Origin of the sequence: Herbidospora galbida (assembly GCF_005233835.1) — a bacterium.
In the GTDB taxonomy this organism is placed as follows: Bacteria; Actinomycetota; Actinomycetes; order Streptosporangiales; family Streptosporangiaceae; genus Herbidospora; species Herbidospora galbida.
Window position 1 is genome coordinate 21,954 of record NZ_SZQA01000047.1, and the last position, 21,253, is coordinate 43,206.

The window sequence follows — 21,253 nt, forward strand, 5'->3', positions numbered from 1 at the left end:
ACACCTGGCTGATAGGACAGTTCTCAACGCGATCGGGCTTTGATGATCTCCTGCTCGCCGTCCCTTTCCGGTCAGGTCTCGCCGTTTGACGAAGGGGCGGCGTCAGGCCGCCAGAGCCAGTTCTGCCGGGTGTACAGCGGCCGGAGCCCGGACCTGATCATGTTGTTCAGCGACGGGTTGACCTGGCCCTCCGCCGGTTGCCCGGTTTCGGCGACGAGCCAGCGGCAGCCGGCGTTCGCGGCCTCTTTGGCGCGAATCGCCAGCAGAGCCGACTGGGCTCCGCGGTTGCGGTACTCGGGAAGGGTCGCGCCGGTGTTCAGCGAGCCGACCTCGCCGTGCAGGAAGAGGTTCGCGCCGGCGACCATGCGATCGCCGTCCCAGGCCGCGAAGGGCCGGGTGGACGGATGCTCCACTCCGGCCACCAGCATTTCCGCGATCCCCTTCTCCGGCATGCCGAAGCCGCGGAGCACGACAGAGGCCCACTCCCGGGCGTCTTCAGGGGTGACGGGTCCGACGCGCAGGTCGGTCGCGCCGGGGCTGAAGACGTCGATCGGGCACCACAGTTTCACGATCCGCCCGCCCTCGCGCAGGTGGTGCCTGGTGCGGATGTCGTCCCAGTTCGACGGCAGAACAGAGGGAGCGATCTGCAGGGTCGCGCCGTCGCTGCCTTCCCCGCGGTAGAAGTCCAGGATCCGGTCGACGAGTGCGTGGGTGACCGGCTCCTCGAAGCCGAACCCCAGGGCCTTGCTCCAGAAGTTCGTCGGGTCGTCGCGCATCGAGAGGGCAACGCCTCCACCGATGCGCGTGGTCGTGACGCCGAGCTCGGTCCGCACCGACGATGGTGCGCCGGACTGGTAGAGGTACATGAACTCCGCCTCGGCGCCTTCGGCCAGGGCGGTCTGATCCAGATACAACTTGATCTTCCCCGTTGGATGTCGCGGACGTCCCCCAGCCGCCGGTGCGCGCTCTGGGGGACCTGACACAGGCAAGATGCAGCGATCGGGGCGGAAAGTTCGATTTCCGGCTACTCGGCTTGCGGAACATCCCGGCGGGGACGCGGATGGAACAGCCGGATCTTGTGGACGCGGTCTTTCACCAGGTGATTCACCCAGACGACGGTGGGCGGGCAGTGGAAGGGATCGTCGGGCGGGCTGATGAGCCGGTTCTCCCAGATGACCACGTCACGGCCGATCACGACGTCGGCGACGCGCTGCCGCACACCGATCGCGAGGTCGCGGTTCATCGCCCCCAGCAGGTAGTCGACGCCCTTCGTGCGCGCGCCCTTCATCGTGGTGATCTCCACCTCGGGCAGGCAGAGGTCGGACAAGGCCTGCCCGAACGCGCCGTCGCGGGCGGCCCGCATCGTCTCCTCGGCCTGTCTGCGGCGCCGCTCGATCGGGACCGTCATGTCGCCGTGGGGCAGGCCCGCCGTGGCCAGCAGCGCCTCCGACAGCTTGGCCCGCGCCTGGCTGAGCCTGCTGCGCACCGTGCCGACAGGGACGTCGCACACCTGCGCGATGTGCTCGTAGGAGGTGATGTCGGTGAAGTAGCGCAGCAGCGTCACCAGACGCAGGCGTGGTGACAGCTCGTCCAAGGCGTGCCACACCCAGTCCCGCAGGGCGTAGCGGTTCAGGAGTCCCTCGGGATCGCGATCAACACGAGAGAGGAGCAGGGTCTCGACCTTTTCGACGGGTATGGGCTTCGTGCCGCGCACCTGCATCAGGCAGGCCGAGCGGACGATCGCCCGCAGCCACGGCCTCAGGGCCGCCGGATCGCGGAGATCTCCGATTCGGCGCAACACGATCAAGACGGCTTCCTGGACGGCGTCTTCGGCGTCAGGACGGTATCCGAGGATGCTGTACGCCACCGCCAGCATGTCCGCCTGATGCGTGGCCAGCAACAGGCCGAGTGCGTGGACATCGCCCGACTGCGCCTCGCGGACGAGGTCGGTCTCGGTGAGTAGGGCGTTGTCCATGCCTTTCAGCGTATTGACACCATGTGACTGGGTCTGCCGCCCGACTGTCAGACTCGCGGGTCACCGGCGACGTGTGGGTCGCACCCGGTAGAAACCGGATATCTTCGGGCGCCATGAGCTCCCGGTACGCATGGTCTGAACGCTTTCCTTCGGGACACCCGGCGGTCAGCCCACTCGGGGATCTGCATTCTCCGGCCACCGAAGCGGAGATCCGTGGGCTTGAAGAGCGGCTCGGTGTGGAATTGCCGCCGAGTTATCGGCAGTTCCTTCTGTTCACCGACGGCTGGGGCAGCGACGACGACTGCCGCCTACTGCGGGTCGAGGAGATCGGCTGGCTCCGGGATGTCGATCCTTCGACGGCCGAGAGCTGGTCAGCGCCCACGACGGAGAGGAGCGTGCCCGACTCCCTTCTGGCCGGATATTGGGATGACGGAGTGGCTCTCCTCAATCCCCGCGTCAGCACCGCTGAAGGCGAATGGGAAGCGTGGTATCTCGCGCCATGGCTTCCGGGGGCCAACCGTTACAGGTCTTTCTGGGACCTCGCAATGGATGAGCTGAGAATGCGATACGCACACTGAGTCGACGGCGCCGGGTGAGCGCGGGCTACGGCTATCCCCCCTGGGGACCGATCAGGTAGGGCCCTACTCAAGACGCGGTCCCGTCGGCCGCGCAGGATCCCCGATTGAGCGCACCTTCAGGAGGGGACCATGCGAAGACGTCTGGCGATCGTGAGCGTCGCCGCGCTGATGCTGTCGTTGCTGTCGGCGGTGCCCGCGTGGGCGGCGGGGCCGCCGATCTCGCTGACTTTCAGGATCGACTACCTCAAACAGATCGAGAACGCCGACGGGACCGGCGACTACTTCCCGCGCGTCCGGATCGCCGACGGGCCGCTGCACCAGGGGCCGAGGATCGAGGACGACGAGTTCAGCCCGCTCGGGCTGCCCGAGTCGCCCAACGGGTGGACGTTCACCAAGAGCGACCTGCCGGGCGACGTCCCGACCGTGCCGATCACGGTCACGATGTGGGACTACGACAGCTTCCTCAACGGCAACGACGACCGGATGGACATCAGCCCGATCGACCAGGACGTCGAACTGAACCTGGTCTACGACCTGCGGACGCGCACGCTCTCGGGCGACGGCATCCCGGCCGCCGCGCCGTGCGTGAACTCCTCCGGCGTCGACCAGGGGCAGTACTGCATCCAGGGCGACGGCGACCACGGCTTCCCGAAGGACAACGACGGCCGCATCACCCGGATCGCCGTCAGCGTCGAGGTGACCACGCCGGACACCGACGGTGACGGCATCCCCGACGTCGTCGAGCTCTCCGGCATCCGGAACGCCGCCGGCGACGTCCTGGTCGGGCCCACCGACCCGTGCCGTAAGACGATCATCCTGCAGCTCGACTGGATGGCCGCCGGCGGGCACAGCCACGAGCCCAAGAACGACGCCATGACGCTGGTCAGGAACGCCTTCGAGGACGCGCCGGTCGAGCCCGCGGCCTCCTGCCCCTACGTGGGACCGCGCCAGGACGGCATCGAGTTCGTCCACCGCCGCGGGGTCCAGATCGCCGAGCAGGACACGATGGGGCTGAACGACGACAACGACTACCGGAACGCGCGCACCGCGAACCTTCCCGCCGAGCTGGCCCCCTACGCCCACTACGGGATGATGGCCCACGACCTGGTCGTGGGCAGCGGGACCGTCAGGCGGGGCGTCTCGGGCCAGTGCTGTGAGCCGACGAGGGACAACAACAAGGACTTCATCGTCACCCTCGGCTCCTGGCGGACCCAGTGCGTGGTGGACTACGGCGTCGACTACGGCGGCGACGGCATGCTGCAGACCACCGCCGTCGACGACGACGTCACGAACGGCAGGGTCATCGGCGTCGGCCCCGACCGCACCTGCGACACGACCAGCACCGACCCCACCGACCGGCAGGTGCTCACGCCGGGCACCGGAGCCGCCGACGCCCAGCTGGGCACCGTCCAGGACCAGGCCGGGACGATCATGCACGAACTCGGCCACGCCCTGAACCTGGCGCACGGCGGCGACTCCGGCGTCCAGTACAAGCCCAACTACCTGAGCGTCATGAACTACTTCTTCCAGACGGGCATCCCGAACAGCCCGCCGCCGCTGCTGGTCGACGACACGGCCAACTGGAGGGTCGGCGCGGTGCGGCTCGACTTCTCCGACGGCGACCTGCCGCAGCTGGTGGAGAACGCGCTGGACGAGAACGTCGGCATCCGCGACGGCGCCGACCACACCTTCTGGTACACCGACAACCTCCGCGACCCGGCGAGCACCCTCCGGCCGCTGCGGTCGGGGCCCGGCAACGGACCGCTCAACTGGAACGACACCGTCGACGCGACCACGGGCGCGCCGATCTTCGAGCCCACGACGGTCAACGTCGACCTCAACGCCAGCGGGACCAACAACACCTTCACCGACCACGACGACTGGGCCGCCCTGCGCTACCGGGCCGCGCAGTCGCCCGACGTCCGCACGACCGCGTGCAGCGGATACCTGACGGCCTCGCCCTCCTGCCTGGGCAACGGCGAGGAGCTCGACTACGCCACGGTGGCCAACCAGGAGATCGCGTTCTTCAACCAGTACGACCCCGACATCGCCCTCACCAAGACCGTCGACAAGGCCGACGCCGAACCGGGCGAGCAGCTCACCTACCGGGTGAAGCTCGACAACGCCGGCCCCGGCGGCGCCTACCGGCTCGCCGTCACCGACACCCCGGAGACGCGCTCGATCCCCTATCTGGCGCCCGGCAACACCGCCACGGAGACGTTCACGTCCACCATCCCGTGCACGACCGCCGACGGGACCGTCATCACCAACCGGGCGACGGTCACCGCCCAGGACACCGCCGGAGGGGCCGAGGCCAACACCGCCAACAACAGCGGGACCGCGCAGACCACCGTCCACGCCCCGAAACTCACCCTGACCAGGGCGGTCCCGGCCACCGTCAAGGCGGGCGAGGCCGTGAAGGTCACCCTCACGGCGCGCAACACCGGCGGCGCGACCGCCCAGGAGACCGTGATCACCGACACGCTGCCCAAGGAGGTCTACTACAGCCAGGCCCTCGACCAGGGCGCCGGCCCCCGGCCCGGCACGGTGACCCGCAACGCCGACGGCACCACCACGCTGACCTGGACCCTCGGCTCCCTGTCGGCCGCCCAGAGCGGAACCGTCGAGTACACCGCCCGGCCCAGCCTGCTCTTCACGGCGGGCGCGACCCTGACCGGGAACGCCAGGGCGACGTACAAGAACGGCAAGGGCTGCGGGTACGACCCCGCGACCGCCACCAGCGGCACCGGCGTCACCGAGGCGAGCCCCGGCCGCGACCCGCGCACGACCGTCTACTGGACCCTGCACCCGCACGCCCGCACCACCGAGTTCCTGGCCCGGGTCCAGGCCACCGACCAGCGCTTCGACGCCGACGGCGACGGCCGGCTCTCCGACCAGGAGGCGCTGGGCGCCCTGACGGCGATCGGCCTCCAGCCCAAGCCGCTGAAGACCAAGCTGCTGACCACCCTGCTCAACCTGAGCGAACGGAGGATCAACGCCTCGACCCGCGTCAGCTCGCTGGTCACCCACAAGCTCGACGTGACGACCGTGGGCGGCGCCGTCCGCCACACGTTCGCGACACTGGAGCTGCCCGCCGACCTCCAGAACACGATCCGCTACCTCGACGCCTCACTCCTGCTCGACGAGATCAACACCGGGCTGAGCGAGCGTTACTAGCGAAGACGAGGGCCTCCCGGCACGTGCCGGGAGGCCCTCACTCAGGTGTCGCGCGAGCGGAACACGGCGAACGCCGCCGCCAGCAGCACCAGGGTGAACCCCGCCATCACGCCCAGGCCCGTCCACGGCGCCACCCGTTCGGGGTTCTGCACGGTGGTCGTGATCTGCAGGCCGGCCGAAATGGGCCAGTACGTCGTCACCCAGTCCCCCACCGCGTCCGGCAGCAGCCGGGGCCCGATGACGGGGATGATGAAGTTCACCGCCACCAGCACGGTCGTGGCCGCCATGGTGGCCCGCAGCAGAATCCCGAGCGCCACCCCGACCAGGCCGACCAGCGCCCAGATCAGCCCCATCCCGGTGACCGCCCGCAGCACCCCGGGCTGGGAGAGGGAGGCGGCCGGCGCGCCCCCGGCGGCGATCACCGTCTGCCCCAGCGTGTAGGCCCCGAAGCTGGACACGAGCCCCATCGCCAGCGCGATCAGCCCGTAGGTGGCGACCTTGGCCGCCAGCAGCCGGCCGCGCCGCGGGACGACGGTGGTGCTGGTCCGGATCAGGCCGGTCGCGTACTCGTGGGTCACCACCAGCACGCCCAGCGCCCCGACGGTGATCTGGGCGAACAGGAAGCCGCCGTACATGCTGATGTAGGTGGCGTCGAACAGGGCGCGACCGGCCCGGTAGTTCTCGGCGGCCCCGTTGGCGGTGAGGGCGCCCGCGCCGACCATGAGCACCACGGCCGACAGCAGGGTGGGGACGTTGGCCGGGATGGTGCGGAACTTGGTCCACTCCGAGCGGACCGTGTCCGCGAAGGCCGCGCTCATGCCGCGCTGGTCTGGAACTCGACGCTGTCGCGGGTCAGATCCATGTACGCCTGCTCCAGGGAACGCTGGGGGGTCAACTCCGTCAACACCACTCCGGCGTCCAGAGCGCACCGGCCGATCTCGCGGGCCTCAAGCCCGGTGACGATGAGGGCGCCGTCGGCCCCCGGGGTGACGGTGGCGCCGGCCTCGGCCAAGCGGTGGATGAGGGACTCCTGCCCCTCGGCGCGGACCAGGACGTTCTGGCCCTGGCGGACGAACTCGGTGACGCCGATGTCGGCGATCAGCCTGCCCCGGCCGATGACGATGAGATGGTCGGCCGTCTGGGCCATCTCACTCATGAGGTGACTGGAGACCAGGACCGTACGGCCCTCGGCGGCCAGGCCGCGCATCAGTTCGCGGATCCATTTGATGCCTTCGGGGTCGAGGCCGTTGACCGGCTCGTCGAACAGCAGCACCTTCGGGTCGCCGAGCAGCGCCACCGCGATGCCGAGCCGCTGGCCCATGCCCAGGGAGAAGCCGCCGGCCCGGTTCCGGGCCACCGATTCGAGCCCGACCAGGGCCAGGACCTCGTCGACCCGTGCGGCGGAGATGCCGTTGGTCTGGGCGAGGCACAGCAGGTGGTTGCGCGCCGTGCGGCGGGGGTGCACCGCGCGGGCGTCCAGGAGCGCGCCCACCTCGCGCATCGGGCGGGACAGGCCCGCGTATCCCCGGCCGTTGACGGTCACGCCGCCGGCGTCCGGCCGGTCGAGACCGAGGATGGCCCTCATGGTCGTCGACTTGCCCGCGCCGTTGGGCCCGAGGAATCCGGTGACCTGGCCGGGCCTGACGGTGAACGTCAGGTCGTCGACCGCGGTTCTGGTGCCGTAGCGCTTGGTCAGACCGATGATCTCGATCACTTTCCAGTCCTTCCGGTACGGAGGATGGAGCCGGACACGTCGGAATGGTCATGGTGTATCAGGTAGCTTATAGGTAACTATCAGGTACCTGATATGGGGTGGATCTTGCGGGTTCTGGTGATCGGGGCGGGGATGGGCGGGCTGACGCTCGCCCAGGCGCTGTCCCGCCACGGGATCGAGGTGGTCGTGCACGAGCGCGACCGGGCCGTGGAGTCCACGGGCGGATACCGGCTGCATCTCGACGACCGCGCCTGCGCCGCGCTGCGCCGCCACCTCGCGCCGGGTCACTACCGGGCGCTGCTGGCCAGCTCGGCCGGGCCGCAGGCGTTCACGCGGTTCGCCGTGGCCGACCACCGGATGCGCCTGCTGTTCGCCGAACCGCAGGATCCGGCGGCGGAGATCCTGATGATCGGCCGGGTCCCGCTGCGGCGGCTGCTGGCTCACGGCCTGGATGCCGCGCTGCGGCTGGGGTCGGAGTTCACCGGGCACCAGGCCCACCCCGACGGCACGGTCACCGCCCACTTCGCCGACGGCGGCACCGACCACGGCGACCTGCTGGTCGGCGCCGACGGCGTGGGGTCGCGCGTCGCGCACGCGCTGGCCGGACGGCCGACGTCCTCCCCCGCCGGGGTGAGCTCCATCGCGGGTCGCACCCTTCTCACCGCCGGCACGCGGCCGCTGGTCCCCGCGCTGCTGTCGCCGGGGCCCGCCCTGGCGTTCGGGCCCGGCGGCGTCGGGGCCTTCCTCACCCGCCACGACCCCGACTCCGGCGCGGTCGATCCCTCCGACTGCACGGGGATCGCGGCGATCACCGAGCCCGCCTCGCTGATCTGGGGTGTGCTGGCGCCAGACGGCGTCTTCCCCGTGCGGCCCCGGGAGCTGGACGGCGCCGGGCTGATCCGGCTCGCCGACTCCCTGCTGCGCGGGTGGAGCGCGGACGTGCGCGCCCTGGTGCGGGCGGCCGACCCCGGTTCGGCGGCCTTCTTCGGCTTCCACGCCGCCGATCCGGCCGCCGACCTCACCCCGTGGCCGGCCGGGGCCGTCACCGCGCTGGGCGACGCGGTGCACGCCATGCCGCCCACCGGCGGCATGGCCGCCGCCACCGCGATCCGCGACGCCGACGTGCTCGCCGAGGAGCTCCTCCTCGTCCGTGCCGGGGAGTCCACGATCCCGCGGGCGGTGCACCGCTTCCACGAACGGATGGCCGCCTACGCCGGGGAGGCCGTGCGCACGTCGATCCAGCCGTTGCGGTGGGTGGAGCGGCTCGCCACCCCGGCGGGCACCCGGGCCGCCCGGATCGCCCTGCCCGCCGTCGCCGCCGCCGCGCGGCTGGGCCGCGTCCTGTCCGGGAACCGCGATGCCTGAGGCGTGGCCGGGGGGCGAGCCGGACCTCCCGCTGTGGGAGCTGATCCAGACCTCCTATCTCGTCACCCGGGGGTTCGCCGAGGTTTTCGGCACGGTCGGGCTCACCCCGATCCAGTTCGGCGTGCTGGCCTCGCTCGCCGACGGCGACGACCTCAGCCAGGCCGAACTCGCCCGCGCGATCATGGTGCGGCCCCAGAGTCTCGGCGAGGTGGCCCTCACCCTGATCGACCGGGGCCTCGTCGAGCGGGACGGGCCGGGCGGCCGCGGTCGCCGCGCGGCCCTGCGGATCACCCCGGCGGGCCGGGCGCTCCTCGACCGCGTGCTCCCTGCGGTGGCGGCCTTCAACCGTCCGGCCAACATCGGGCTGTCGGACGCGGACGCCGCCGAGCTGATCCGGATGCTGCGCGCCGTCCGCGCCGCCCTGTCCCGATGACCGGTCACGGCGCCCAGGGGGCCGCCAGATTCCACGTGCTGTCGGCCGTCACCATCTGCGGGCGGTTCCAGGTCCCGCCCGTCCCGTTCGCCGACCATGCCTGCGAATCGAAGTGCCGCAGGTAGGACCCGGGATAGTTGATCGACTCCAGGGTCACTCCCCCGCCCTGCAGTCCGGTCCGCGCGCACCAGGTCGCGTCCTGGGCGAAGAGGGCGCTTCCGTCATCGGCGTCCATGCGGACCCGGGAGGCCGCGTGCCGCAGATACCGTCCGGGGAAGTTCACGGACTCCAGTGAGTAGCAGCTGGTGTCGGCCAGCCCGCGCCGGATCGTCCACGTCGCGTCGTTCTTCAGCAGGGCGCCGCTTCCGGCGTCGACGACCTCCGTGAAGCCGAGGCTGTCGGCGTGCCGCAGGTAGCGGTTGGTGAACCCCCATGTCTGCACCTGGAGCGAGCGGCGCACGTCCACCGGGAGCAGGGCGCTGCTGCGCCACAGGGCGGGGGCGGCGACGTCCCAGGTCGCGTCGGCGGCGAAGGTCGCGCCGCCGTCGAAGGGGTTGGGGCCGCTCGCGCGGGCCAGGTAGACGTTGTCGGCGTGGTGGCGCAGATAGGCCCCGGGGAAGTTGGCCGACTCGAAGGACGTCCCGCTGCCGGACAGGCCCGGGCGGGAGCACCACGTCGCGTCGGCGGCGAAGGGGCCGCCGGTGTCGGCGTCCAGGCGGACGATCGAGTTGGCGTGCCGCAGGTAGCGGCCCGGGAGGTTGACCGACTCGAAGGAGTAGCAGCGGGGGTCCGAGAGGCCCGGGACGGTGCGGAACGAGGCGTCCTGGCGGGGGGCGTCACCGCTGCCCGTGGTCAGGACGTCGGTGCGGGCCAGGGAGTTCGCGTGGCGGAGGTGGCGGTCGGTGTATCCCGCCGTAGTGACGCGGAACGACCGCACGTGGCCGGCCTTCAGGTTGGGCGTCGCGTTCTGGTTGCGGGCCAGCGCCAGGAGGGACTGGTGGGCGGCGCGGACCTGGGCGGTGTCGACCTTCTGGACGCGGCGGTCATAGGTCAGCAGCCCGTTGTACTCGCCCTCCAGGTCAGTGATCTCGGTGTAGACCGAGCCGCTCAGACCCTTCTTCACGACGAGTTCGCGCAGGTCGCGGACCATCCCGGTGTACCGGTCGTTGAGCTGGGCGGCGCTCGACTGCTGCTCGTAGGCGAAGAAGCCGCCGTGCGGGCTGTACTCGTGGCCGGGGGTGCGCAGGCCCAGGCCGCCGAACTCGCCCAAAATGGAGATCCGGGTCGCGGACGGGTCAGGCGCGTCCGGGCCCGTGTAGGCGTGCCAGTCGATCATGTCGCCGTTGCCGGGGTCGCCCAGGCTGGCGCAGCAGTTGAAGCCGCTGTGGCCGTTGACCAGGCGGGTGGGGTCCTGGTTCTTGAGGTTCTGGATGATGCGCCGGGTGTCGGCCAGGTTCCACTCGCCCCAGCCCTCGTTGAACGGCACGTACGTCACCACCGCCGGTGAGCTGCGGTGTTCGTCGACGATCTCGCGGGCCTCGGTCTCGAACTGGGCGGCGGCCGCGGCCGAGACGTCCTTGTTGGCGGCCGTCATCGACGGGATGTCCTGCCAGACCAGCAGGCCCAGCCGGTCGGCGTGGTAGAACCAGCGCTGCGGCTCGACCTTGATGTGCTTGCGGACCATGTTGAAGCCGAGGTCCTTGTGCTTCTGCAGGTCGAAGGCGAGGGCGGCGTCGGTCGGGGCGGTGTAGAGGCCGTCGGGCCAGTAGCCCTGGTCGAGGGTGCCGAGGTGGTAGACGAACTCGCCGTTGAGAGTCGGGCGCAGGACGCCGTTGACCAGGCGGGTGCCGACCTCGCGCATGCCGAAGTAGTGCGTCGTCCGGTCGACGGTCTGGCCCGAGGCGTTCCGGAGGGTCAGGCGCAGGTTGTAGAGGAACGGGTCGTCGGGGGTCCAGCGGCGGGCGTTCGGGACCGGGACGCTGAACTCGGTGAAGCCGCCGGTCGCGGTGCCCACCACGGTCGCGCCGTTCATCGCCTCGGCGAGCACGGTGTGGCCGCCGACGTTCCCGCGCGTGAAGACGCGGACCCGCACCGTGTTGGTGGCGAGGTTCGCGTACAGGTCGGCACTGGAGATCGAGGCTGCCGGGGTGGGTTCTAGCCAGACGGTCTGCCAGATGCCGGAGACCGGGGTGTAGAAGATGTTCGACGGGGTGCGGGTCTGCTTGCCGATCAGCGGGTGGCTGCCGCCGTGGGCCGAGTCGGTCGGGTCGTACACCTTGACGACGAGTTCGTTCACGCCGCCGTTGAGCGCGTCGGTGACGTCGAACTCGAAGCGGTCGTAGCCGCCCCGGTGGGTGCCCATCGCGCGGCCGTTGACCCAGACGCTCGCCTCCCAGTCGACCGCGCCGAAGTGCAGTTGCACCCGGCGGCCGGTCCACGCCGGCGGGACGGTGAAGGTGCGCCGGTAGAAGAGGTAGTAGCGGTTGTCGTCGGCCGGGCGCATGACGCCCGACAGGGCCGACTCGACGGCGAACGGGACGTTGACGCGTTCGGGCAGCGTGACCCCGAACTGCGGGGCGTCGTTGGTCGCCGACTGGCGCAGTTGCCACTCCCCGTTGAGGTTCTGCCAGTCGGGGCGGGTCATCTGCGGGCGGGGGTAGTCGGGCAGGGGCGTTCCGGTGAGGGCCTGGCCCGTCCACGGCGTCGACAGCGGCGGGATCTTCGCCGGGATCGCGTGGGCGGGCTGGGCGGTGAACAGGACCGCGAACAGGACGGCTAAGAGCACTCCTCGTGTACGCATGACGCCTCTCCAAGGGTGGGGGCTCGCAAGCGATCACATTGCACCACGGTCGATCACATTTGACCAGATATCAATCAGATCCGATCGACGGTGGCCATCGTCCGCATGACGAGGTCGGCGGTGAGGTCGGGGCCGCCCAGTTCGGCGGCCACCACGCCGTCGCGCAGGACCACCACGCGGTCGGAGCCCTCCACGAGTTCCTCCAGGTCGGAGGAGATGAGCAGGACCGCCAGGCCCTCGACCGCCAGGTCGTCGATGAGCGCCTGGACCTCGGCCTTGGCGCCCACGTCGATGCCCCGGGTGGGCTCGTCGAGGAGCAGCACGCGCGGGTTCATCGCCAGCCAGCGGGCCAGCAGGACCTTCTGCTGGTTGCCGCCCGACAGCTCGCCGACGGGCTGGCCGGGACCGGCCGCGCCGATGCCGAGGCGGTGGACGAAGGTCTCGACGACCCGGTCGATCCGGCGCTCGGAGACGATCCCGGCCCGCGACAGCCTCGGCAGGGCGGCCAGGGCGATGTTCTCGCGGACCGACAGCGACGGGATCAGACCCTCGACGGCGCGGTTCTCCGGCAGCATGCCGATGCCCGCGCGGATCGCGCCGCGGACCGTGCGGGCCCGGACGGGCAGGCCCGCGACCGCGACCCGGCCCGAGTCGAGCGGCAGCGCGCCGGCGATGGCGCGGGCGGTCTCGCTGCGGCCCGAGCCGATCAGGCCGCCCAGGCCGACCACCTCGCCGGGGCGCACCGCCAGCGACACGCCCTTCAGCACCGGCTCCCTCGACAGGGCGGTGACGTCGAGGAGCGGGGCGTCGGCGGGGGCGGCCTGGGAGCCGGTGAACGCGGTGGCGCCCTGTTCGGCGAGGTCGGAGGGCCGGCGGCCGAGCATCAGCGACACCAGGCGGAGGCGGTCGAGGCGGTCGACCGGGCCGGTGTGCACCACCCGGCCGTCGCGCAGCACGGTGACCCGGTCGCAGAGGCGGTAAATCTCGGCGAGGCGGTGGCTGACGTACAGGACGGAACGACCCTCGGCTCTCAGCCGGTCGACGGCCTCGAAGAGGGTCTCGGCCTCCCCTGCCTCCAGCGACGAGGTCGGCTCGTCGAGGATCACCACGCGGGCGTCGGTCTGCACGGCCCTGACCAGGGCGATCAGCTGCCGGGTGCCGGGGCCGAACGCGCCGAGCGGGCGGCGGACGTCGAGGCGGAGGCCGTACAGGCACAGCAGGCTGTCGGCGAGGGCGTGGGTCCGGGCGAGGTCGATCAGGCCGAGGCGGCCCCGGGGTTCGCGGCCGAGGAAGAGGTTGCGGGCGACGCTGAGGCTGGGCACCAGATTGCCGTCCTGGTGGACGGTGGAGATCCCGGCGCGGCGGGCGTGCAGGGGGTCGGTGAAGCGGACCTCCTCGCCGTGCAGCCGTAATCGCCCGGCGTCGGGGCGCAGGACCCCCGTCAGCACCTTGACCAGGGTGGACTTGCCCGCGCCGTTCTCCCCGACGAGCGCGTGCACCTCACCGGCGGCGAGGGTGAACGAGACGTGGTCGAGCGCCCGGACGCCGGGGAAGTTCTTGACGATGCCCGCCGCCTCGACGGCCCGCACGGCGGCTGCCATATGACCCTCCGTGGATCGCCGGGGGAAAGCCTGCCCCGATGATGACGGAGAAAAGAAACATTTCCGTAAAGAACCGATCAGGACGCGACGTGCAGACGGACACCCCGGGACGCCAGGTCGTCGAGGACCTCCGTCGGCGCGCCGTCGTCGGTGACCAGGTGGGCGATCTGCTCGGTCGGCACGGTCTGGACCATCGTGTCGACGCCGATCTTGGTGTGGTCGGCCAGCACGACGACCTCCTCCGCCGCCGTCGCGATGGCCCGGTCGACCCCGGCGACCTGCATGTTCGGCGTCGACAGGCCGCGCTCGGGGGTCAGCCCGTTGCCCGACACGAAGGCCCGGCGGACGCGCAGCCCGGCGAGCGAGGCCTCGGCCGCGCTGCCGACCAGGGCGTGGATGGAGCCGCGCAGCGTGCCGCCCGTCATGACCACCTCGATGCGCGGCGAGTCGGCGAGGGCCTGGGCGACCAGCAGGGAGTTGGTCACGACGACCAGGTCGGCGTGGCGGGCCAGCCGCCGGGCCAGCGCCTGGGTGGTGGTGCCGGCGCCGACGGCGATGGCGTCGCCGTCTTCGACGAGGGAGACGGCCAAATCGGCGATGTTGGTCTTCTCGGCGCCCGAGAGCTGGGCCTTCTGCGGGTAGGACGGCTCCCGCGACAGCTCGCCCGGCATGGTGGCGCCGCCGTGGTGGCGGTCGAGCAGGCCCTCGGCCTCCAGGATGCGGACGTCGCGACGGACCGTGACCTCGGAGGAGCCGACCGACCGGGCCAGGTCGCGCAGCGAGACGGCGCCGTTGGCCCGCACGAGTTCGAGGATCCGCTGCCGCCGCTCGGCGGCGAACACCGGCCGGGCCCCCTCGGCCGCGTCCTGGAACTTCCCGTCCGTCACCTGTCTGCCCGCCCCTGTGACTAGTGCTGATCGGCCCGATCTTAAAGAATCCGCGTCACGGATGGATGACAGCCTGCACAAACATCGGATGTGATCGAGTCCGATCATATTCGATCGATTGTGACCGCTACGTGTCCTCTCGGTTATCGGCCCGTTGCGAAATCTCCGCACCATTTGATCACCAACGATCGCCACAGGAGGACCCCATGCTCCGACACCGGGCCGCCGCGCTCCTCGGCGCGGCCGCGCTTCTCGTCTCGGGCTGCGCGAAGTCCGAGAACACGGCCACGGCGCCGGAGCCGGGCGGCTCCGACGCCCAGCAGCAGGTCGTGGAGAGCCCCACCGGCCCGGCCGGCGCGGGCTGCACGATCGCCCGGCAGGGCGCGACCGCGTTCGACCTGAAGACCGCGGTCGTCGGGTTCTCCCAGTCGGAGAAGGAGGCCAACCCCTTCCGCATCGCCGAGACCCAGTCGATCAAGGACGAGGCCGCCAAGCTGGGCATCGCCAACCTCAAGGTCACCAACGCCCAGTCGCAGTTCGCCAAGCAGATCAGCGACGTGCAGCAGCTCATCGCCCAGGGCGCGCAATTACTCGTGATCGCCCCGCTCAACTCCGACGGCTGGGAGCCGGTGCTCCAGCAGGCCGCCGCCAAGAAGGTGCCGATCATCACGATCGATCGGAAGATCAACGCCAGGCACTGCGCCGACTTCCTGACCTTCATCGGGTCGGACTTCGTCGAGCAGGGCCGCCGCGCGGCCGACCAGATGATCGAGGCGCTGGGCGGCAAGGGCAAGGTCGCGATCCTGCTGGGCGCCCCCGGCAACAACGTCACCACCGAACGCACGCAGGGCTTCAAGGAGCAGGTCGCCGCCAAGGCCCCCGACATCGAGATCACCTTCGAGCAGACCGGCGAGTTCGCCCGCGAGAAGGGCCAGCAGGTCACCGAGCAGCTGATCCAGTCCAACCCCGACATCGACGGCATCTACGCCGAGAACGACGAGATGGCGCTGGGCGCGGTCACCGCGCTGAAGGGCGCGGGCAAGAAGGCCGGCGACATCAAGATCGTCTCGATCGACGGCACCCGGGGCGCCGTCCAGGGCATCGTCGACGGCTGGATCTTCGGCGTCGTCGAGTCGAACCCGCGCTTCGGCCAGCTGGCCTTCGCCACGGCGCAGAAGTTCCTCGACGGCGAGGCGATCCCCGAGAAGGTCATCATCTCCGACCGCGAGTACGACGCCGCCAACGCCGAGGCCTCCCTCGGCCAGGCCTACTGACGTGCTGGAGACAGACGGTGTGCGGAAGGCCTTCCCGGGGGTCACGGCGCTCGACGGCGTCTCCTTCTCCCTCGGGACGGGAGAGGTGCACGCCCTCGTCGGGGAGAACGGCGCGGGCAAGTCGACCCTGATCAAGGTGCTGACCGGCGTCTACCGCGCCGACGCCGGCCAGGTCAGGTACCGCGGCGAGCCCGTGTCGTTCGCCAGCCCGCTCGACGCCCAGCGGGCCGGCATCGCCACCATCTACCAGGAGGTCAACCTCGTCCCGCAGATGAGCGTGGCCCGCAACCTGTTCCTGGGGCGCGAGCCCCGGGGCCGGTTCGGGCTCATCGACTTCGCCGCGATGCGGGAGCGGGCCGGGGAGGTCCTGCGCGGGTACGGCATCGGCTCCGACGTCCGCCGCCCGCTCGGGTCGCTCGGCCTGGGCGCCCAGCAGATGGTCGCCCTGGCCCGCGCCATCGAGGCCCACGCGCAGGTCGTCGTCATGGACGAGCCGACCTCCTCGCTCCAGCCGCGCGAGGTTGACCGGCTGTTCCGGGCCATCGGCGACCTGAGGGGCCAGGGGCGTTCGGTCGTGTACGTCAGCCACCGCCTGGAGGAGCTCTACCGGATCTGCGACCGGGTGACCGTGCTGCGCGACGGCCGCCTCGTCCACACCGGGCCGCTGGCCGGGCTCGACCGGCTGCGGCTGATCTCGCTGATGCTCGGCCGCGACCTCGACGCGGTCAGGTCGGAGGGCCTGACCCGGTTCGCCGAACGCGCCCGCTCCCACGCCGCCCCGCTGCTGCGGGCCACGAACCTCAGCCGCCGCCACGTCCTCGACGAGGTGTCGCTGGCGGTGCGGCCGGGTGAGATCGTCGGCCTCGGCGGGCTGCTCGGCTCGGGGCGCAGCGAGACCGCCAAGGCGATCGCCGGGGCGCTCCCCCTCGACTCCGGCGGCGTCTCGGTGGCGGGCGAGGCGGTGCCGCCCGGCTCGGTCGGCTCGGCCATCAGGGCCGGGATCAACCTGCTGCCCGAGGACCGCAAGGCCGAGGGGATCGTGGCGACGCTGTCGGTGCGGGAGAACATCGCGCTGGCGGCGCTGCCCCGGCTGTCGCGGGCCGGGATCGTCTCGGAGGGCGACGTCGACCGCGTCGTCGACCGGTTCATGCGCCGGCTGCGGATCAAGGCGGCCGGTCCGGGCCAGCCCGTCGGCGAGCTGTCCGGCGGCAACCAGCAGAAGGTGCTGCTCGCGCGCTGGCTGGCGATGAACCCCCGGGTGCTGCTCCTGGACGAGCCCACCCGCGGCATCGACGTCGGCGCCAAGGCCGAGGTGCAGGTCCTCATCGACGAACTGGCCGAGGAGGGCCTGGCCGTGCTGCTCATCTCCTCCGACCTGGAGGAGCTGGTGGAAGGATCACAGCGCGTCGTGGTGCTGCGCGACGGCGCGGTGGTCGGCGAGCTGAGCGGCGCCGATGTGACCGAGGAGAAGATCATGGCCGCTATCGCGGGGACGACCGATGACTGAGACGATCGACCGGGCCCTGGACAGGGTCAGGGTGGTCTCCTGGCTCCAGCGCTACGGCGTCTACGCGGCGGTCGTCGTGCTGTTCGCCTTCAACGCCGTGTTCACGCCCCACTTCCTGGCCGCCGACAACTTCCGCACCCAGCTGGTGCAGGTCGCCCCGATCGTGATCGTCGCGCTCGGGATGGCCCTGGTGATCGGCACCGAGGGCATCGACCTGTCGGTCGGCTCGGTGATGGCGCTGGCCGCCTCGATGGTCGCCCTCTATCTCGGGTACGGCGCCCTGCCGGCCATCGCGATGGCGCTGCTGGCCGGGGCGCTGGTCGGCGCGGCGGGCGGCGTGCTCGTCGCGGTCGTGGGAGTGCAGCCGATCGTGGCGACGCTGGCCCTGCTGGTCGGGGTGCGGGGGCTGGCCAACGTGTTCCTGCCGCAGCTGCGGGAGTTCACCAATCCGACCCTGGTCGCCATCGGCAGCGACTCGGTGGCCGGGGTGCCGATCGTCGTGCTCGTCGCGGTCGTGCTGGTCGCGGCGGTCGCGTTCCTGGTCCGCCGGACCACCTTCGGCCGGCAGCTCGTCGCGGTGGGCGGCAACCGGACCGCCAGCAGGCTGTCGGGGCTGCCGGTGCGCCGGATCCTGCTGACCGTCTACGTCCTGGCCGGGGTGCTCGCCGCGGTCGCCGGGGTGCTGGCCACCTCCCGGCTGCAGGCCAGCGACCCGACCTCGCTGGGGCTGTTCATGGAGCTGTCGGCCATCACCGCGGTCGTGGTCGGCGGCACGCCGCTGACCGGCGGCCGGGTCAGGGTGCTCGGCACCGTGATGGGCGCCCTGCTCATGCAGCTGCTCCAAGCCACCCTGATCAAGCACAACCTGCCCCAGTCGTGGACGCAGATGGCCCAGGCCGTGATCATCCTCGCGGCCGTGTACGCAGCCCGGGAGCGCCGGTGACCACCACCACACGGGAGCGGGCGGGCAGCCTGTTCCGGCGGCACGGCGCGCTGCTGGTGCTCGGCGCGCTGCTGGTCATCGGGACGCTCGCCTTCGACTCCTTCACCACGCCCGCCAACCTGGGCAACATCGCCACCGCCTCCTCGTTCCTGGCGATCGTGGCCGTCGGCATGACCTTCGTGATCATCTCCGGCGGGATCGACCTGTCGGTGGGGTCGCTGTTCGTGCTCGGCGGCGTGCTGGCGGCCTACGGCTCGCGGTACGGCGTCGTCGTGGCGCTGCTGCTGCCGCTCGTGGTGTGCGGGGTCTTCGGGCTGGTCCAGGGCGTGATCATCGCCCGGACGCGGATGGCGCCGTTCATCGTCACCCTGGCCGGGCTGCTCGCGGCGCGGGGGCTGATGCTGTCGCTGACCGACGAGGGCGCGACGACCTATCTCGTGGAGGACGACCTGTTCGCCTCGATCGGGCAGGGCGCCGTGCTCGACGTCGGCTACCCGTTCCTGGTCATGCTGGCGATCCTGGCCGTGGCGGTGGTGTTCCTGCAGCGGACCGGGTTCGGCCAGAACGTCTACGCCATCGGCGGCAACGAGGACGCCGCGGCGCTGATGGGGGTGCCGGTCGCCCGTACCAAGATCGTGGTCTATCTGACGTCCGGGCTGCTGGCCGGGCTCGCGGGGGCGCTCAACGCGGCCCGGCTCTCCTCGGGCGTGACCATCCTGGGCATCGGCATGGAACTCGACGTGATCGCGGCCGTGGTGATCGGCGGGACCCTGCTCACGGGCGGGGCCGGCGGGCTCGGCGGCACGATCGCGGGGGCGCTGCTGCTCGGGGTGATCCAGAATCTGATCAACCAGATCCCGGGGCTCTCGTCGTCGTTCCAGCAGGTCGTCAGCGGGGCGTTCCTCGCGGCGGTGGTGATCACGCACCGGGTGCTCGGCGGCGTGCGCGACGACGACTCGTAGGGCGGCCGACCTCCCGGACGTCCGCGACCCGATGTGATCACATGGACGGCATGATCGTCGTGGGGGTCGACGGGCTGCGTCCCGGGTTGCTGGCGGTGGAGTGGGCGGCGCGGGAGGCGGTCGTGCGCGAAGTGCCGCTCCGGCTCGTGAGCGTCGTCCCGGCCTGGTGCCTGGAGGACGGCCCGACCGGCGCGATCGCCGAGATCGGCGCGTGGATGCGCAAGGGCGGCGAGACCGCCCTGCTCGAGGCGGCGGCCGCCGCCATGCGCGCGGCCGGGAAGGTCGCCGTCGAGACCGCCCTGGTGGGTGGCGACCCCCGGCAGGAGCTCATCGAGGCCTCCGCCGAGGCCGACCTGCTCGTGGTCGGCGATTCCGGGATGGGCACCCTGCGCGGCCTCCTGATCGGTTCGGTCGCGCTGGGCGTGGCCGGTCACGCCCACTGCGACGTGGTCGTGGTGCGCGCCTCGGCGGCCGCGCCCGACGCGGAGGTCGTCGTCGGCGTCGACGGGTCGGCGGCCCAGGCCGACGTGCTCGACTTCGCCTTCCGGGAGGCCGCCGCCCGCGGCGCCGACCTGCGCGCCGTCCTCGCCTGGAGCTGGCGCGACCTCCTCGGCGGCGGTCCGGAGGCGAGCAGGCAGGCGCTGGCGAAGGCGCTGGCGGAAGGCCGGGAGCGTCACCCGGACGTCCACCCGTCGATGGAGATCGTGGAGGGGAGCCCGGTCGACGTCCTGCGCCAGGCCGCCGCCGGGGCCGGGCTCCTGGTGGTCGGATCACGCGGACGCGGCCTGCTGACCGGGATGATCCTGGGGTCGGTCAGCCAGGCCCTGCTGCACGTCGCCCCCTGCCCGGTCGTGGTCGTGCGCGCGCGGTGACGATTCGGTACGATCATCGGGATTCGTCTTTCTTAGATGGCCCGGGCGTGCCGATGAAGCGCCCTTTCTCATGGATGAGCACGACCCGATGCCATGAGCGTCCGGATGCGGACCTCCAAAGACCTCCGCGCCCGGCGTCGCCGCCGCTCGCCGGGGTGTCTCGGGCATCTGTACGCCGCCCCGCTCTGGCCCATGCACGGCGCCAACCTGGGCACTCTTCTTCGCACCTGTGATGCGGTGGGCGCCTGCCTGGCCGTGCCCCGGCTGCCGTGGGTGCCGGAGGCGCTGGCCAGGGGCGACACGCTGCGGCATCGGCCCTGCGTCCACTGGGTGCGACCGTTCGGGTGGCTCGCCGGGCAACGGGCGGCCGGAGCGCGGGTGCTCGGGGTGGAACTGGCGGAGAACGCGATCAGGCTGGCCGACCTGCCGATGGCGCGGCGGCCGACCGTGGCCGTCCTCGGGCACGAACAGGACGGCATCCCGCCGGAGGCCCTCGACCTGCTCGACGACGTGGTGGAGATCCCGATGATCGGGACCGGCGCCAGCCTCAACGTGGCGGTCGCGGGGTCGCTGGTGCTCTACAAGCTGGCGGGCATGGCCTGACCCGAACGCGGAATGATGATCGGTACCAGGCCATGCGAAGGAGCGGACATGCGGATCGGCGCCGTCTCCCCCAGACCGAGATCGGACCCGACGCCGGCGCGGTGCGCGTCTACGGGCACCCGGTGGAGGAGCTGGGCTTCACCCACGTGATGGCCTACGACCACGTGCTGGGGGCCGACCGCACCCTGCTGGAGGAATGGGCCTACGCCCGGCCCTACGCCACCGAAACACACCGCCGTCAAGCACTCCCGCAATGGCTGCACTTCCCCAGTCACCATCGCGGCCACACCGCACTCGACGGCCACCCATCCGCCAACCGTGCACCCAACCTCTCAGGTCAGAACAACTAGAAGGCCCCTTGCCTGAGCCGATCACCCGCTGTCCTGACGATCATCTGTGCGTCGATCACGCTCTCCCCTTACTGGGGACAAGCCTCCCGGCGAGCAGAACGAGATACGACGGCGTTTGATCTGCTCAGCAGAGACATCGCGGGCAACATCCGGTGACATGCGCGAGCCGACGTCATTCGACGAAAGTGATGTATGACCTGAGTTGGCTCAAT

The 21,253-nt window shown here is 71.2% G+C and carries 18 protein-coding genes; 11 read left to right on the plus strand and 7 right to left on the minus strand.

All coding sequences use genetic code 11. From position 1 onward, the window contains the following. Window positions 1-71: 71 nt before the first annotated feature. The gene (locus FDA94_RS33855; RefSeq protein ID WP_212735629.1) at window positions 72-914 is read right to left on the minus strand and encodes a GNAT family N-acetyltransferase; all 843 of its coding nucleotides are present in this window, start codon (window positions 912-914) and stop codon (window positions 72-74) included. 110 nt (window positions 915-1,024) lie between these two features. Continuing rightward, window positions 1,025-1,975 carry an RNA polymerase sigma factor gene (locus tag FDA94_RS33860; RefSeq protein ID WP_137251141.1) on the minus strand — a complete coding sequence of 317 codons (951 nt, stop codon included), beginning with the start codon at window positions 1,973-1,975 and terminating at the stop codon, window positions 1,025-1,027. A 113-nt stretch (window positions 1,976-2,088) separates the two neighbouring features. On the opposite strand from FDA94_RS33860, the gene FDA94_RS33865 reads away from it, so the two are divergent. After that, window positions 2,089-2,553, plus strand: a complete 465-nt coding sequence (locus tag FDA94_RS33865; protein ID WP_137251142.1) for an SMI1/KNR4 family protein — start codon at window positions 2,089-2,091, stop codon at window positions 2,551-2,553. Window positions 2,554-2,682: 129 nt separating this feature from the next. Next, window positions 2,683-5,730: a DUF11 domain-containing protein gene (locus tag FDA94_RS33870; protein WP_137251143.1), complete on the plus strand. Its 3,048-nt coding sequence runs from the start codon at window positions 2,683-2,685 to the stop codon at window positions 5,728-5,730. A 41-nt stretch (window positions 5,731-5,771) separates the two neighbouring features. Here the strand turns inward: FDA94_RS33870 and FDA94_RS33875 are convergent, their stop codons facing one another. Both FDA94_RS33875 and FDA94_RS33880 read right to left on the minus strand, forming a co-directional pair. Then, the gene (locus tag FDA94_RS33875) at window positions 5,772-6,548 is read right to left on the minus strand and encodes an ABC transporter permease subunit (protein ID WP_137251144.1); all 777 of its coding nucleotides are present in this window, start codon (window positions 6,546-6,548) and stop codon (window positions 5,772-5,774) included. Continuing rightward, window positions 6,545-7,444: an ATP-binding cassette domain-containing protein gene (locus FDA94_RS33880; RefSeq protein ID WP_137251145.1), complete on the minus strand. Its 900-nt coding sequence runs from the start codon at window positions 7,442-7,444 to the stop codon at window positions 6,545-6,547. Before FDA94_RS33880 ends, FDA94_RS33875 begins: the two co-directional genes overlap by 4 nt. A gap of 105 nt (window positions 7,445-7,549) precedes the next feature. Between FDA94_RS33880 and FDA94_RS33885 the strand changes: the two genes are divergently transcribed. Then, on the plus strand, window positions 7,550-8,809 hold the full coding sequence (locus tag FDA94_RS33885) for an FAD-dependent oxidoreductase (RefSeq protein WP_170991243.1): 1,260 nt from the start codon (window positions 7,550-7,552) through the stop codon (window positions 8,807-8,809). Continuing rightward, window positions 8,802-9,242, plus strand: a complete 441-nt coding sequence (locus FDA94_RS33890; RefSeq protein WP_137251147.1) for a MarR family winged helix-turn-helix transcriptional regulator — start codon at window positions 8,802-8,804, stop codon at window positions 9,240-9,242. Before FDA94_RS33885 ends, FDA94_RS33890 begins: the two co-directional genes overlap by 8 nt. A gap of 4 nt (window positions 9,243-9,246) precedes the next feature. Here FDA94_RS33890 and FDA94_RS33895 read toward each other — a convergent pair whose 3' ends face one another. The 3 genes from FDA94_RS33895 to FDA94_RS33905 all read right to left on the minus strand — a co-directional run bounded on the left by FDA94_RS33895 (window position 9,247) and on the right by FDA94_RS33905 (window position 14,530). Further along, window positions 9,247-12,042 (minus strand): AbfB domain-containing protein, encoded by a 2,796-nt coding sequence (locus tag FDA94_RS33895; protein WP_137251148.1) that lies wholly within the window; start codon window positions 12,040-12,042, stop codon window positions 9,247-9,249. 74 nt (window positions 12,043-12,116) lie between these two features. After that, window positions 12,117-13,643, minus strand: coding sequence for a sugar ABC transporter ATP-binding protein (locus tag FDA94_RS33900; protein ID WP_137251149.1), 1,527 nt, complete (start codon window positions 13,641-13,643; stop codon window positions 12,117-12,119). A gap of 77 nt (window positions 13,644-13,720) precedes the next feature. Further along, window positions 13,721-14,530 carry a DeoR/GlpR family DNA-binding transcription regulator gene (locus tag FDA94_RS33905; RefSeq protein WP_246060297.1) on the minus strand — a complete coding sequence of 270 codons (810 nt, stop codon included), beginning with the start codon at window positions 14,528-14,530 and terminating at the stop codon, window positions 13,721-13,723. A gap of 206 nt (window positions 14,531-14,736) precedes the next feature. Between FDA94_RS33905 and FDA94_RS33910 the strand changes: the two genes are divergently transcribed. The 7 genes from FDA94_RS33910 to FDA94_RS40125 all read left to right on the plus strand — a co-directional run bounded on the left by FDA94_RS33910 (window position 14,737) and on the right by FDA94_RS40125 (window position 21,041). Then, complete coding sequence (locus FDA94_RS33910) at window positions 14,737-15,804, plus strand: ABC transporter substrate-binding protein (protein ID WP_137251151.1); 1,068 nt, start codon at window positions 14,737-14,739, stop codon at window positions 15,802-15,804. Between the two features lies 1 nt (window position 15,805). After that, window positions 15,806-17,311 (plus strand): sugar ABC transporter ATP-binding protein, encoded by a 1,506-nt coding sequence (locus tag FDA94_RS33915; protein ID WP_137251152.1) that lies wholly within the window; start codon window positions 15,806-15,808, stop codon window positions 17,309-17,311. Next, complete coding sequence (locus tag FDA94_RS33920; protein ID WP_137251153.1) at window positions 17,304-18,254, plus strand: ABC transporter permease; 951 nt, start codon at window positions 17,304-17,306, stop codon at window positions 18,252-18,254. The genes FDA94_RS33915 and FDA94_RS33920 overlap by 8 nt, the downstream gene beginning before the upstream one ends. Continuing rightward, window positions 18,251-19,216, plus strand: a complete 966-nt coding sequence (locus tag FDA94_RS33925; RefSeq protein ID WP_246060298.1) for an ABC transporter permease — start codon at window positions 18,251-18,253, stop codon at window positions 19,214-19,216. The genes FDA94_RS33920 and FDA94_RS33925 overlap by 4 nt, the downstream gene beginning before the upstream one ends. A 41-nt stretch (window positions 19,217-19,257) precedes the next feature. Then, complete coding sequence (locus tag FDA94_RS33930) at window positions 19,258-20,088, plus strand: universal stress protein (protein ID WP_246060299.1); 831 nt, start codon at window positions 19,258-19,260, stop codon at window positions 20,086-20,088. Window positions 20,089-20,193: 105 nt separating this feature from the next. After that, complete coding sequence (locus FDA94_RS33935) at window positions 20,194-20,691, plus strand: TrmH family RNA methyltransferase (protein ID WP_246060300.1); 498 nt, start codon at window positions 20,194-20,196, stop codon at window positions 20,689-20,691. A gap of 101 nt (window positions 20,692-20,792) precedes the next feature. Beyond that, a complete protein-coding gene (locus FDA94_RS40125) occupies window positions 20,793-21,041 on the plus strand; it encodes a hypothetical protein (RefSeq protein ID WP_212735630.1) in 249 nt (82 codons plus the stop codon). The last annotated feature ends 212 nt before the right edge of the window (window positions 21,042-21,253 follow it).

Coding starts and splice junctions, on each gene's coding strand:
- FDA94_RS33860 (WP_137251141.1), bottom strand. CDS start 1,975: ATGGACAACGCCCTACTCACCGAGACCGACCTCGTCCGCGAGGCGCAG.
- FDA94_RS33865 (WP_137251142.1), top strand. CDS start 2,089: ATGAGCTCCCGGTACGCATGGTCTGAACGCTTTCCTTCGGGACACCCG.
- FDA94_RS33870 (WP_137251143.1), top strand. CDS start 2,683: ATGCGAAGACGTCTGGCGATCGTGAGCGTCGCCGCGCTGATGCTGTCG.
- FDA94_RS33875 (WP_137251144.1), bottom strand. CDS start 6,548: ATGAGCGCGGCCTTCGCGGACACGGTCCGCTCGGAGTGGACCAAGTTC.
- FDA94_RS33890 (WP_137251147.1), top strand. CDS start 8,802: ATGCCTGAGGCGTGGCCGGGGGGCGAGCCGGACCTCCCGCTGTGGGAG.
- FDA94_RS33895 (WP_137251148.1), bottom strand. CDS start 12,042: ATGCGTACACGAGGAGTGCTCTTAGCCGTCCTGTTCGCGGTCCTGTTC.
- FDA94_RS33900 (WP_137251149.1), bottom strand. CDS start 13,643: ATGGCAGCCGCCGTGCGGGCCGTCGAGGCGGCGGGCATCGTCAAGAAC.
- FDA94_RS33910 (WP_137251151.1), top strand. CDS start 14,737: ATGCTCCGACACCGGGCCGCCGCGCTCCTCGGCGCGGCCGCGCTTCTC.
- FDA94_RS33920 (WP_137251153.1), top strand. CDS start 17,304: ATGACTGAGACGATCGACCGGGCCCTGGACAGGGTCAGGGTGGTCTCC.
- FDA94_RS33930 (WP_246060299.1), top strand. CDS start 19,258: ATGGACGGCATGATCGTCGTGGGGGTCGACGGGCTGCGTCCCGGGTTG.
- FDA94_RS33935 (WP_246060300.1), top strand. CDS start 20,194: ATGCGGACCTCCAAAGACCTCCGCGCCCGGCGTCGCCGCCGCTCGCCG.